Raw genomic sequence first — 12,931 nt, 5'->3', positions numbered from 1 at the left:
CTTAAAACGTACAAGACCGCCGCCGGGGCCGGCCGCGACCATCGGTGGTGTGGATGAGCCGATCAGATTCGATACGAAGATCGCCGTACTGCTACGCGACGACCTGGCGGTGTGGCAGCGGTTGAACGTGACTGCGTTCCTGGTCAGTGGGATCGCGGCCACGCACCCGGAGGTCGTGGGCGAGCCCTACGAGGACGCCGACGACGTCCAGTACCTGCCGATGTTTCGTCAGCCGGTGATGGTGTTCGAGGGCAGCAAGGAGTTCATGGCCGTGGCCCACGACCGCGCGCTCCGTCGCGAGCTCGAGCACGCGGTGTTCACCCAGGACTTGTTTACTACCGGCAACGACCGGGACAACCGGGCCGCGGTGAAGGCGGTCACCACCGCGGACCTCGACCTGGTCGGGATCGCCTGCTACGGCCCGAAGAACGCGGTCGACAAGGTGCTCAAGGGCGCCGCCATGCACCACTGAGCAGGTACCGCTCCGGAGCGACGGCCTCGCCTGCCTGGCGTCCCAGCTCGACTAGCGCGGCGCGAACTTCGTCCAGGTAGCGCCTTCGTCCGTGCTGAGCACGACCTCCGTCGTACGCCGCTTCGGCACCTCGAACCCGTACATCAGATGCGCGTCGCCGGACAGGTCGGCCAGGTCCCCCGGATACCCGCGGTCCAGGTCGGCCGCGCCGTTCCGCACGCGGTACAGCCGCGGCCGGTCGTTCATCCGTCCGCCGAGCATCAGCGCCGTACCGTCGTCGAACGCGAGCGGCGGCGTGTTCAGACTCTGCGGCGGGTGCTGGACATCCGTCCAGGTCACCCCGCGGTCGGTCGAGATGCGCATCTTCGCGACCGCCTGGCCGCTGTCACCGACGACCACCGAGGTCGTCACCAGCGTCTTGCCGTCCGGGCTGACCGCGAGCTGCCCGAGCTGGTTGTGGCTGTCGAGCGCCTGCGAGCGCCACGTCTTGCCGCCGTCGTCGGTCCAGATCATGTCCGTCCGGCCGACCCCGGTCAGGGCCCAGCACCGGCCGCTGGCGTCGCAGACCGGCGAGCGGGTACCGCGGGTGTCGAGCATCCGGACCGTCGACTCCGTCGGATTCACCACCACGATCCGGCCCGGGACGATCTGGTCGCTGAGGATCTCGCCGGGCGCGAACGTCGAGGTGGACAGCCGGTACCGGAGCCGGGTCAGCACCGGGCCGTCGTACGTCATCCGGAACATCATCGACGTGTCGCCGGTCAGCGTGCCCTCGCGCGGCGGGGCGACCGCGATCGCCTCGTCACCCGTCCGCAGGGTCGCGTACGGCACCGGCCACTCCGGGGAGGTGGCGCGCTCGCCGTCGCGGTCGAGCACCGCGGCGTACCGGCAGTTCGGGCTGGTGGTGCAGTCGGACCAGCCGGCCGCCCACCGGTTCCGGGTCACCATCGTCATCGACAGCACCTGCGCCCGCTCGGCGTTCACCACCTCCGTGCCGGCCCGCCCGGCGGCCGCGGGCTCGATCGCCACCGGCCCCGAGTCGCCCGCGGTCCGGTGCGAGACCCAGATCGCTGACGCGACGACGACCGACGTCGTGGCGGCCAGCACACCGAGGACCAGCAGCGGCGGTTTGCTCCGGGGTACGCCGCAGCGCTCCAGCAGCTCCACCAGCCGGGGGTAGTAGCGGTCGAAGAACTCACGGACACGCTGCTGCACGATCACCCCCCGGGCTGACGAGCAGCCTCTGTCCTCGCGAGGGCAGAGGCTGCGTGGCACACGATTCGGCCGGGATGAAGTTTAGGCGACGGCAGGCGCAACCGAGCACGCCGCCCGCTCACACCCGGCGGAAGATGAGCGCTCGCTTCACTTCCTGGATCGCCTTGGTGACCTCGATCCCGCGGGGGCAGGCGTCGGTGCAGTTGAAGGTGGTCCGGCAGCGCCAGACACCTTCCTTGTCGTTGAGGATCTCCAGCCGCTGCTCGGTGCCTTCGTCGCGGCTGTCGAAGATGAACCGGTGCGCGCCGACGATCGCCTGCGGGCCGAAGTACTGGCCGTCGGACCAGAACACCGGGCAGGACGTCGTACAGGCGGCGCACAGGATGCACTTGGTGGTGTCGTCGAACCGGGCCCGGTCCTCCGGCGACTGGATCCGCTCCCGGGTCGGCTCGTGACCGCTGGTGACCAGGAACGGCATCACCGAGCGGTACGCCTCGAAGAACGGGTCCATGTCGACGACCAGGTCCTTGAGCACCGCCAGGCCCTTGATCGGCTCGACGGTGATCTCCTTGTCCGGATTCAGGTCCTTGATCAGCGTCTTGCAGGCGAGCCGGTTCCGGCCGTTGATCCGCATCGCGTCCGAGCCGCAGACGCCGTGCGCGCAGGACCGCCGGAAGGTCAGCGTGCCGTCCTGCTCCCACTTGATCTGGTGCAGCGCGTCCAGCACCCGGTCGGTCGGCTGGAGCGTGACGGAGTACGTCTTCCACTCGGCCTCGTCGACGACCTCGGGGTTGTACCGCAGGATCTTGACCTTGACGTCCATCAGTACTTGCGCTCCATCGGCTTGTAACGGGTCTGCACGACCGGTTTGTAGTCGAGCCGGATGTTCACGTTGCCCTCGGCATCGACCTCGCGGTACGCCATGGTGTGCCGCATGAAGTTCACGTCGTCGCGCTTGTCGTAGTCCTCGCGGAAGTGCCCGCCGCGGGACTCTGTGCGGGCCAGCGCGCCCGCCACCAGCACCTCGGCCAGGTCGATCAGGAAGCCGAGCTCGACCGCCTCGAGCAGGTCGGTGTTGAACCGCTTGCCCTTGTCCTGGACGGCGACCTTCGCGAAGCGGACCTTGAGCGCCTCGATGTCGATCAGCGCCTGCTTCAGCGAGCCCTCGGTCCGGTACACCTGCGCGTTCAGGTCCATCGTGGCCTGCAGATCGGACCGGATCGCCGCGATCCGCTCCTCGCCGGTCGAGTTGCGCAGCCCCTCGACGAGCTCCACGACGTACGCCGACGGGTCGTCGGGCAGGTCCTCGAAGACCGCCGCCTCGGCGTACTCCGCGGCGGCGATCCCCGCTCGCCGGCCGAACACGTTGATGTCGAGCAGCGAGTTGGTACCCAGGCGGTTCGCACCGTGCACCGAGACGCACGCGACCTCGCCGGCGGCGTACAGGCCCGGGATCACGTCGTCGTTGTTGGCCAGCGCCTCGCCCCTGATGTTGGTCGGGATGCCGCCCATCGCGTAGTGCGCGGTCGGGAACACCGGGATCTGCTCGGTGTACGGCTCCACGCCCAGGTACGTGCGCGCGAACTCGGTGATGTCCGGCAGCTTCGCGTCGATGTGGGCGGGCTCGAGGTGGGTCAGGTCGAGCATCACGTACGCGCCGTCCGGACCGCAGCCGCGGCCCTCGCGGACCTCGTTCGCCATCGCGCGGGCGACCATGTCGCGCGGCGCCAGGTCCTTCACGGTCGGCGCGTACCGCTCCATGAAGCGTTCGTTGTCCTTGTTCCGCAGGATGCCGCCCTCGCCGCGGGCCGCCTCCGACAGCAGTACGCCGAGACCGGCCAGGCCGGTCGGGTGGAACTGGAAGAACTCCATGTCCTCCAGCGGCAGGCCCTTGCGCCACACGATGCCCATCCCGTCGCCGGTGAGCGTGTGCGCGTTGGACGTCGTCCGGAAGACCTTGCCGAACCCGCCGGAGGCGAAGATCACCGACTTGGCCGAGAAGACGTGCAATTCGCCGGTGGCCAGCTCGTACGCGACCACGCCGCTGGCCTTGCCATCGGTCATCAGCAGGTCGAGAACGTAGTACTCGTTGAAGAACTCGACGTTCTGCTTGATGCACTGCTGGTACAGCGTCTGCAGGATCATGTGGCCGGTGCGGTCCGCCGCGAAGCAGGACCGGCGTACGACGGCCTCGCCGTGGTTGCGGGTGTGTCCGCCGAAGAACCGCTGGTCGATCTTGCCCTCGGCGGTCCGGTTGAACGGCAGGCCCATCTTCTCCAGGTCGAGGACCGCGTCGACGGCCTCCCGGCACATCACCTCGGCCGCGTCCTGGTCGACCAGGAAGTCACCGCCCTTGACCGTGTCGAAGGTGTGCCACTCCCAGTTGTCCTCCTCGACGTTCGCCAGCGCGGCGCACATGCCGCCCTGGGCCGCACCCGTGTGCGATCGAGTCGGATAGAGCTTGGTGAGTACCGCGGTGCGCGTGCGCTTGCTGGATTCGAGAGCCGCGCGCATTCCGGCACCACCTGCGCCGACGATGATGACGTCGTACTGATGCTGCTGCATGACTTCCTTACCTACAGACAGACAATGTGGAGTTGGGGTCCAGGCACGGGTCGAAGGTGAAGATCACCAGGGTGCCGAGGACGACGATCACGATCGCGGCCGTGATCAGCAGGGCCTTCAGCCAGAACCGGGTCTGGTCCTTCTCGGCGTAGTCGTTGATGATCGTGCGCAGGCCGTTGGAGCCGTGCAGCATCGCCAGCCACAGCATCAGCAGGTCCCAGACCTGCCAGAGCGGGTTGGCCCACTTGCCGGCCACGAAGCCGAAGTCCAGCGCGGTGATGCCGCCGCCGAGCATCAGGTTCACGAAGAGGTGCCCGAGTACGAGGATCACCAGCGCCAGGCCGGACAGCCGCATGAACAGCCAGCTGTACAGCTCGAAGTTGGTCTGGCCCGAGCGGTTCCGGCCGCCGCCCTTCAGGTTCCGCGACCGGCTGCTCGACCGGGGCGCCGCGATGTCACTCATCTCAGCCTCCGAACACGTGGGTCAGATGGCGGATGACGAACGGGACGAACAGGACCACCCAGATCACTCCGACGACGATCATCAGCTGCCGCTGGTAGCGCGGGCCCTTGGCCCAGAAGTCGACCAGGATCAGCCGGATGCCGTTGAACGCGTGGAACAGGATCGCGGCGACCAGCCCGACCTCGAGCAGGCCCACGATCGGGTTCTTGTAGGTGCCGATGACCTCGTTGTACGCGTGCGGGGAGACCCGGACCAGCGCGGTGTCCAGCACGTGCACCAGCAGGAAGAAGAAGATGCCGACACCGGTGATGCGGTGCGCGACCCATGACCACATGCCCTCCCGGCCGCGGTACAGCGTGCCGGCTGGTTTGCTGGGCACCAGATCCTCCTCGAACGAGTTTCGCCGAATCGTCTTTGATGCTAGACCCGCACGCTGCGGTGAAATGTCCTGACAGCTGTGACATCGATCGCGGAGCATGTGATCTCGGTCGCGTCGTAGCTTGACTTCAACCGAGCTTGAACGCGTTGGCTGACGGCACATCAGAACCGAAGGGGAGAACTACAGTGAGTTTCTGGATCTGTGCAACCTGTGCGGTCGAGCACTCCGAGCAGGTGGACGTGTGCGCGATCTGCGCCGACGAGCGGCAGTGGGTGCCCGCCGACGGGCAGCACTGGACCACGCTCGAGGAGCTGGCCGGGACCGAGGTGACCATCGACGAGGTGGAGCCGAACCTGTACGGCGTGCGCTCGAAGCCGCCGATCGGGATCGGGCAGCAGTCGATGCTGGTCGTCACCGACGAGGGCAACCTGCTCTGGGACCCGATCGGCTACGTGGACGACGACGCCGTACGCCGCGTCCGTGAGCTCGGCGAGGTGGTGGGGATCATCGCCAGCCACCCGCACATGTACGGCGTCCAGGTCGAGTGGAGCCACCGCCTCGGCGACGTACCGGTGTACGTCTCGGAGCCGGACAAGGAGTGGGTCGCCCGCCAGGACCCGGTCATCGAGACCTGGTCGGGCACGCTGACGCCGCTACCCGGAGTGACCGTTCTCCAACCCGGCGGTCATTTCCCCGGCAGCGCGGTCGTCCACTGGCAGAACGGTGCCGAAGGCAAGGGTGTGATCCTGTCGGGCGACACCATCTTCGCCAACCCCGACCGGACGTCGGTGAGCTTCATGCGCAGCTACCCGAACCGCATCCCGCTGTCCGGCGCCGTCGTCGACCGGGTCGCCCGCTCCCTGGACCCCTACGAGTACGACCGCCTCTACAACAACTTCGGCGCCTCGATCCCGACCGACGCCAAGGCCGTCGTACGCCGCTCCGCCGACCGCCACGCCGCCTGGACCCGGGGCGACTACGACCACCTGACCTAGGCGGCGATGCGGGTCCGGGCGAGGCGGGTGTGCAGGGCGAGCAGGCGGTCGACGCAGTTCTGCCAGGTGTAGAGCTCGGCCCGTCGGCGGGCCGCGGTGCGACGGCCGGGCAGGTCGGCGAGGGAGAGCGTGGCGTCGGCCAGTGCGGAAGGGTTGGCCGGGGCCCAACGGGCGCAGGTTTCGTCGACCAGTTCGCGGGCGCCGCCGGTGTTGGCGGTGACGACCGGGGTGCCGGCGGCGAGGGCTTCGAGGACGGCCAGGCCGAAGGTTTCGCCGGGGCAGACGGACAGTGCGATATCGGCCTCGGCGAGGTGTTCGGCGAGGGCCCGGCGGCCGTCGACGTACCCGTGGAAGGTGATCGGCGCGTCGCCCGCGATCTCGATCAGCTCGTCGAGGTGCGGGCCCGTGCCGTACACGTCCATCCGCAGCTTCACGCCGCGCCGGTGCAGCTCGGCCGCGGTGGCGACCGCGAGGTGCGGGCTCTTCTCGCGCGACAGCCGGCCCGCGTGCACCAGCTTGAGTACGCCGTCGTCGACCGGCTCGGCCAGCGACGGGTGGAAGGTGTCCAGGTCGACCCCGAGCGGGATCCGGACCAGCGGGGTGGTCACCTCGTCGAACTCCGCGGCGGCGTACCTGGACGTGACCACGACCGCGTCGTACGTGCGGCTGAGGATCCGGTAGAGCGCGGCGACGGTCGCGACCACGTGGAGCTGGCTCGCCTTCACGCCCTCGGCGCGGCGCTGCACGCTCTCACCGGTCCAGCGGCTGGTGCGCTGGCTGACCTCACCGAGCATCCGGCCGGGCCGCAGTACGTCGTGGCCGCCTAGCTGACCGGGACGGGCCGAACCGAGCGCAAGCATCGCGTCCAGACGCTCGTGGCTGAACAGGATCGTGCCGACGTCGTTGCGGCGGGCCCAGCGCGCGACCGGGAGCAGCGTCGACTTGTCCGAGATCTCGACCGTGGTCGGCCCGAACTTCTTCAGTACGTCGATCACGTTCCACGGGTTGGTGATGAGGCGGTAGCCGCCGCTCACCTTCGGCGCCTTCACCCGGACGACGGTGCCGAACTCGGTCTCGGTCACCTCGTCGCGCTCGCCCGGTGTGATCACGATCCGCTCGGCACCGGCCTCGACGTACCCCCGGCCGATCTGCTCGATCGCGGTGCGCATGCCACCGGAGGTCGGGCCGACGAAGTTCGCCAGCTGGGCGATTCGCAGCCCCGTCATGCGGCCCGCCGGATCGCCGCTGCTTCACGCAGGACCTCGGCGTAGTGGCGGTCGACCAGGTCGTCGACGACCGCCGGCCAGGTCCGGGACTGGACCCGTTCCAATCCGCTCGCGGCCATCCGGCTGCGGGCCTGCGGGTGGTCGAGCATGATCTTGACCTGGTCGCGCAGCGATCCCGGCTTGCCCGGCTCGAACAGCAGGCCGTTCTCGCCCGGGTGGATCAGGTCGAGCGGGCCGCCCGCGGCCGGGCCGACGGTGGCCACGCCGGAGGCCTGCGCCTCCTGGATCGTCTGGCAGAACGTCTCGTGCTCACCGGTGTGCACGAACACGTCCAGCCCGGCGAAGATCGAGGCGAGGTCGGCGCCCCGGCGCATCCCGAGGAAGGTTGCCGTCGGCAACGCGTTCTCCAGCGAGGCGCGGTCCGGTCCGTCGCCGACGACCACGATCCGGCAGTCCAGCTCGGTCAGCTCGGCGAGCCGGCGGACCTTCTTCTCCGCGGCCAGCCGGCCGACGTACCCGACGATCGGCTTGCCGTCCGGCGAGATCTCCCGGCGCCACTGCTCGCTGCGGTTCGTGGGGTCGAAGAGGTCGAGGTTCACGCCACGACCCCACAGGTGGACCCGGGGTACGCCGCGCTGCACCAGCGCATCGACGGCCGAGGACGACGGGGCGAGAGTGCGGTCGGCCCGCGAGTGCGTCCGCCGTACCCAGCGCCAGATGCCGCGGTCGGCAGCGGCGTACCAGGGGTACTGACGGGCGAAGCCGGCGATGTCGGTCTGGAAGATCGCGACCGTCGGCAGCCCGAGCTTGCGGGCCGCGCGCAGGCCGTACGCGCCGATGATGAACGGTGAGGCGAGGTGCACCAGGTCGGGCTTGAAGTCGGCCATCGCGCGCTCGATCGACGGATCGGGCAGGCCGACCGGGTACTCCTTGTAGCCGGGCGTCCGGAAGCTGCGGGCCCGGATCACCGGTACGTCGCCGTACGCGTCGGGGCCCGGCCCGGGGGCGATGATCAGCAGCGCGTGCCCCCGGGCGCGCAGCCGGTCGGCGACGTGGCGAGCCGTGTTCGCCACGCCATTGATCTGCGGCAGGAAGGTCTCGGCCACCATCACGATTCGCACACGTCGAAGGTTCCTCACCGCGCATGAACCCTGGGCGACGCTCTCGTGACACGGCGTCGATGCCCTGTCGACGGGTGGGCGTCGTCACCGCGCGTGCTCGATGTCACCCTGATCGTACATACCAGTGCGGCGGTGGTTCGGCCTACGGTGGGGGGATGAGTCATCGCAGCGAGTCAGGGTTCGAGTTCGCGCCGGTGTACGAACCGCTGGACGGGTTCGACCCGGCTGCGAAGCTGGGTGAGCCGGGGCAGTTCCCCTACACCCGGGGCGTCTACCCGACGATGTACACGCAGCGGCCGTGGACGATGCGGCAGTACGCCGGGTTCGGGACCGCGGCGGAGTCGAACCAGCGGTACCACCAGCTGATCGACCACGGAACGATGGGCCTGTCGGTCGCGTTCGACCTGCCGACCCAGATGGGGTACGACTCCGACGCCACCATCGCGCACGGCGAGGTCGGCAAGGTCGGTGTGGCGATCGACTCGATCGATGACATGCGGGTGCTGTTCGACAAGATCCCGCTGGACCAGGTGTCCACCTCGATGACGATCAACGCGCCGGGATCGGTGCTGCTCCTGCTGTACCAGTTGGTGGCCGAGGAGCAGGGCGTTGCCGCCGGCAAGCTCACCGGCACGATCCAGAACGACGTACTGAAGGAGTACATCGCCCGCGGGACCTACATCTACCCGCCGAAGGAGTCGCTGCGGCTGATCAGCGACATCTTCGCATACTGCCAGGCGGAGCTGCCGCGCTGGAACACGATCTCGATCTCCGGCTACCACATGGCCGAGGCGGGGGCGACACCCGCGCAGGAGATCGCCTTCACGCTGGCGAACGGGATCGAGTACGTCCGGGCCGCGGTCGCGTCCGGGCTCGACGTGGACGAGTTCGCACCGCGGCTGTCGTTCTTCTTCGTCGCGCGGACGACGCTGCTCGAGGAGGTCGCGAAGTTCCGGGCGGCGCGGCGGATCTGGGCTCGCGTGATGCGGGACTCGTTCGGCGCCAAGAACCCCAAGTCGTTGATGCTGCGATTCCACACCCAGACGGCCGGCGTACAGCTGACCGCGCAGCAGCCCGAGGTCAACCTCGTCCGGGTCGCGATCCAGGGCCTCGCCGCCGTGCTCGGTGGGACGCAGTCGCTGCACACGAACTCGTACGACGAGGCGATCGCGCTTCCCACCGAGAAGGCCGCCCGCCTCGCGCTGCGCACCCAGCAGGTCCTCGCGTACGAAACCGACATCACCGCCACCGTCGACCCGTTCGCCGGCTCGTACGTCGTCGAGTCGCTCACCGACGAGGTCGAACAGGCCGCCGTCGAGCTGATGGACCAGGTCGAGGAGTACGGCGGGGCCGTCGCCGCGATCGAGAAGGGCTTCCAGAAGCAGGAGATCGAACGCTCGGCGTACCAGATCGCCCAGGAGATCGACTCCGCAGAACGCGTCGTCGTCGGCATGAACAAGTTCAAGATCGCCGAGGAGGAGCCCTACGAGCCGCTCCGCGTAGACCCCACCATCGAAGCCCAGCAAACCGCCCGCCTGGCCGACCTCCGCGCCAACCGCGACCAATCGGCCGTAGACAAAGCCCTCGCTGCCCTGAAACTAGCCGCCCAAGGCAACGACAACTGCCTCTACCCCATGAAGGAAGCGTTGAAGGCCCGGGCCACAGTAGGCGAAGTCTGCAACACCCTCCGGGAAGTCTGGGGCGTCTACGTTCCCGCTGACACCTTCTGAACGCCACCGCTTGACCCCCACCTCGGGACGTTGGACAAGCTATTGCTTGTTCAAAGTCCCCACGGGGTGTCCGCGGAACGGGCCACCACAGCTCCCCGCTGAGCCTCAGTCGAGCAACGCGGTTGAGGTCAGGACGGTGGTGCCCAGGGTTATGGCTTCTTCGGAGGGGGTGAAGCCGGGGGTGTGGAGGTCGGCGGCTGATTCTTGGGTGGGTGGGCGGACGCCTAGGCGGGCCATGGCACCCGGGACGTGTTCGAGGTACCAGGCGAAGTCTTCGCCGCCGAGGCTCTGGTCGGTCGGGGCGATCGCGCTCGAGCCGAGCGTCTGATGTACGGCGTTCTGGAGGACGGTGATCGCCGTCGAGTCGTTCATGACCGGCGGTACGCCGTGGGTGATCTCCGTGTCGACCTCGACGCCGTACGGGCGGACGATCTGCTCGGCCAGTGACGGGATCAGCTCCTCGGCCAGGCGCCAGGCGTTGACGTCGAGGCAGCGCAGGGTGCCTTCGGCCTCGCCGCGGGACGGGATCGCGTTGGCGGCCGAGCCGGAGGTGATGCGGCCCCAGACCAGCGACATGCCGGCGCGCGGGTCGACTCGCCGGGAGAGCGCGGCGGGGAGCTCGGACACCAAAGTGGCGAGCGCATAGACGAGGTCCGCGGTCAGATGAGGACGCGAGGTGTGACCACCCGGCCCGGTCAGCCGTACCAGGACCCGATCGGCCGCGGCCGTCAGCGCACCGACCCGGAGCCCGACCTGACCCACCTGCAGTCGCGGATCGCAGTGCACCCCATAAATACGGCGGACCCCGTCGAGTCCGCCGGCCGCGATGACGCCGAGAGCACCGCCCGGCATCACTTCCTCGGCCGGTTGGAAGATCACCCGCACCCGCCGGTCCAGCTGCCCGTCGCGCGCCATCCCGGCGAGCACGAGCGCCGCACCGAGCAGCGCCGACGTGTGTACGTCGTGACCGCACGCGTGAGCCACCCCGTCGATGGTCGACCGCCACGGCACGTCGACAGCGTCCGGCACCGGCAGCGCGTCGATGTCCGCCCGCAGCGCCACGCACGAGTCGCCGGAGCCGATGTCGCAGATCAGCCCGGTCCCCGTCGGCAGCACCCGCGGCGACAACCCGGCCTCGACCAGCTGCTTCTCGAGGAGCTCGGTCGTGCGCACCTCGTGCCACCCGAGCTCCGGGTGGGCGTGCAGGTCGCGCCGTACCTGGACCATCTCCTCGCGTACCGCCTCGACCCGGGCGAGCACGTCCGCGACCAGCAACTGATGAGTCATCCGGCGATTGTGGCACCTCGCGGTACGGCGAACTGCGCCGGTCACCGGTCGTGACGACCACTCACGGTGAAAGCAGCCACGGAGCGTGCACACTGTGACGCGGGCGGCGCAGCGGGTGACCGCGCCGGAGAAGTTGTCGAAATGTGACGGATCTGCCGGTCACTTTCCGGTATCGAGGCCTGCTCGACGTTCAAAGAAAGACGGCAGGCACCCTATAGTCTGCGGATGCGGCACGTGGGGGTAGGCGTGCCGGAGTGGAAAGTATCTGGTCGACGAAGGAGACGTCCGGTGAAGAAGTACGTGCGGGGAACGGCGATCGTGGGCGTGCTGACGCTTGCCGTCGCCGCTTGTGGCAGCAAGCCGAGCGACAGCGGCTCCGGCAGTAGCGCCAACAAGGACTTCAAGGCCTGCATGGTCTCCGACTCGGGGGGTTTCGACGACAAGTCGTTCAACCAGACCTCGTACAAGGGGCTGCAGGACGCGGTGAAGGAGAAGGGGCTCACCGAGGTCAAGGCCGAGTCGAAGTCCGACAACGACTACACGACGAACATGACCGCGATGGTCAGCGCCAAGTGCAACGTCATCGTCGCCGTCGGCTTCAAGCTCGAGGACGCCACCGAGGCCGCGGCCAAGGCGAACCCGGACATCAAGTTCGCGATCGTCGACTCCGCGCCGAAGGCACCCATCGCGAACCTGAAGCCGCTGCTGTTCAACACCGCGCAGTCCAGCTTCCAGGCCGGTTACCTGGCCGCCGCGATGACGCAGTCCGGCAAGGTCGGCACGTTCGGCGGTCTGCAGATCCCGACCGTGACCATCTTCATGGACGGCTTCGCCCAGGGCGTGCGCTACTACAACACGCAGAAGAGCAAGAACGTCCAGGTGCTCGGCTGGGACGACCAGAAGCAGAAGGGCCTGTTCACAGGCGACTTCGAGGACAAGGCCAAGGGCCAGAACAACGCACAGAACCTGATCACCCAGGGTGCGGACGTCCTGTTCCCGGTCGCCGGCCCGTCGGGTCTGGGCGGTCTGCAGGCGGCCAAGGCCAGCAACGGCAAGGTCAACGCGATCTGGGTGGACACCGACGGCTGCGTGAGCGCCGAGGAGTACTGCTCGGTGCTGATGAGCAGCGTCGAGAAGGGTATGGACGTCGCCGTGAAGGACGCGGTGATCTCGGTCGTCGACAACAAGTTCGACAACACCCAGTTCACCGGCACGCTGCAGAACGGCGGTACGGCGATCGCGCCGTTCCACGACTTCGACAGCAAGGTCCCGGCCGACCTGAAGTCCGAGCTGGACACGATCAAGGCCGACATCATCAGCGGCAAGATCACGATCGAGTCGAAGGTTCAGCCCAAGGCGTCCTGAACCACCGCGTAGTTGCGTAGTACGGTGCGAGCCAGGAAGGCAGACCTACAGGTTCTGCCCTCCTGGCTCGCCGTATGAAGAGTCTGGCTCGCCGTCTGGAAGGGGAGGCTCCC

The 12,931-nt window shown here is 68.4% G+C and carries 12 protein-coding genes; 4 read left to right on the top strand and 8 right to left on the bottom strand.

Going from position 1 to position 12,931, the window contains the following annotated elements:
- The first annotated feature begins 49 nt into the window (after positions 1-49).
- Positions 50-472 carry a DUF2000 family protein gene (locus ACIA58_RS30275; protein ID WP_396407208.1) on the top strand — a complete coding sequence of 141 codons (423 nt, stop codon included), beginning with the start codon at positions 50-52 and terminating at the stop codon, positions 470-472.
- 51 nt (positions 473-523) lie between these two features.
- On the opposite strand, the gene ACIA58_RS30270 is transcribed toward ACIA58_RS30275, so the two are convergent.
- From ACIA58_RS30270 to sdhC, 5 genes are all read right to left on the bottom strand, one after another.
- Entirely contained in the window at positions 524-1,687 is a 1,164-nt protein-coding gene (locus ACIA58_RS30270) for a WD40/YVTN/BNR-like repeat-containing protein (protein ID WP_396407207.1), read from the bottom strand.
- 118 nt (positions 1,688-1,805) lie between these two features.
- A complete protein-coding gene (locus tag ACIA58_RS30265) occupies positions 1,806-2,510 on the bottom strand; it encodes a succinate dehydrogenase iron-sulfur subunit (RefSeq protein ID WP_396407206.1) in 705 nt (234 codons plus the stop codon).
- On the bottom strand, positions 2,510-4,252 hold the full coding sequence (gene sdhA / locus ACIA58_RS30260; RefSeq protein ID WP_396407205.1) for a succinate dehydrogenase flavoprotein subunit: 1,743 nt from the start codon (positions 4,250-4,252) through the stop codon (positions 2,510-2,512). Before sdhA ends, ACIA58_RS30265 begins: the two co-directional genes overlap by 1 nt.
- 7 nt (positions 4,253-4,259) lie before the next feature.
- Entirely contained in the window at positions 4,260-4,715 is a 456-nt protein-coding gene (locus tag ACIA58_RS30255) for a succinate dehydrogenase hydrophobic membrane anchor subunit (protein ID WP_396407204.1), read from the bottom strand.
- 1 nt (position 4,716) lies between these two features.
- A complete protein-coding gene (sdhC, locus tag ACIA58_RS30250; RefSeq protein ID WP_396407829.1) occupies positions 4,717-5,049 on the bottom strand; it encodes a succinate dehydrogenase, cytochrome b556 subunit in 333 nt (110 codons plus the stop codon).
- Between the two features lie 230 nt (positions 5,050-5,279).
- Here sdhC and ACIA58_RS30245 point away from each other — a divergent pair, with 230 nt between their 5' ends.
- Positions 5,280-6,089 carry an MBL fold metallo-hydrolase gene (locus tag ACIA58_RS30245; protein ID WP_396407203.1) on the top strand — a complete coding sequence of 270 codons (810 nt, stop codon included), beginning with the start codon at positions 5,280-5,282 and terminating at the stop codon, positions 6,087-6,089.
- On the opposite strand, the gene ACIA58_RS30240 is transcribed toward ACIA58_RS30245, so the two are convergent.
- Together ACIA58_RS30240 and ACIA58_RS30235 are read right to left on the bottom strand one after the other, a co-directional pair.
- Positions 6,086-7,315: a glycosyltransferase gene (locus tag ACIA58_RS30240; RefSeq protein WP_396407202.1), complete on the bottom strand. Its 1,230-nt coding sequence runs from the start codon at positions 7,313-7,315 to the stop codon at positions 6,086-6,088. The genes ACIA58_RS30245 and ACIA58_RS30240 overlap by 4 nt on opposite strands.
- Positions 7,312-8,436 carry a glycosyltransferase family 4 protein gene (locus tag ACIA58_RS30235; protein ID WP_396407201.1) on the bottom strand — a complete coding sequence of 375 codons (1,125 nt, stop codon included), beginning with the start codon at positions 8,434-8,436 and terminating at the stop codon, positions 7,312-7,314. The genes ACIA58_RS30240 and ACIA58_RS30235 overlap by 4 nt, the downstream gene beginning before the upstream one ends.
- Positions 8,437-8,591: 155 nt before the next feature.
- Here ACIA58_RS30235 and ACIA58_RS30230 point away from each other — a divergent pair, with 155 nt between their 5' ends.
- The gene (locus ACIA58_RS30230; protein ID WP_396407200.1) at positions 8,592-10,166 is read left to right on the top strand and encodes a methylmalonyl-CoA mutase; all 1,575 of its coding nucleotides are present in this window, start codon (positions 8,592-8,594) and stop codon (positions 10,164-10,166) included.
- 105 nt (positions 10,167-10,271) lie between these two features.
- Here the strand turns inward: ACIA58_RS30230 and ACIA58_RS30225 are convergent, their stop codons facing one another.
- Positions 10,272-11,453 carry an amidohydrolase gene (locus tag ACIA58_RS30225; RefSeq protein ID WP_396407199.1) on the bottom strand — a complete coding sequence of 394 codons (1,182 nt, stop codon included), beginning with the start codon at positions 11,451-11,453 and terminating at the stop codon, positions 10,272-10,274.
- A 288-nt stretch (positions 11,454-11,741) separates the two neighbouring features.
- On the opposite strand from ACIA58_RS30225, the gene ACIA58_RS30220 reads away from it, so the two are divergent.
- Entirely contained in the window at positions 11,742-12,818 is a 1,077-nt protein-coding gene (locus tag ACIA58_RS30220) for a BMP family protein (protein ID WP_396407198.1), read from the top strand.
- Positions 12,819-12,931: the final 113 nt, after the last annotated feature.

This window comes from Kribbella sp. NPDC051586, assembly GCF_044453965.1.
Lineage (GTDB): Bacteria > Actinomycetota > Actinomycetes > Propionibacteriales > Kribbellaceae > Kribbella.
The sequence above is the reverse complement of the archived record's forward strand: the minus strand, read 5'-3'. Positions and strand labels throughout refer to the sequence as shown.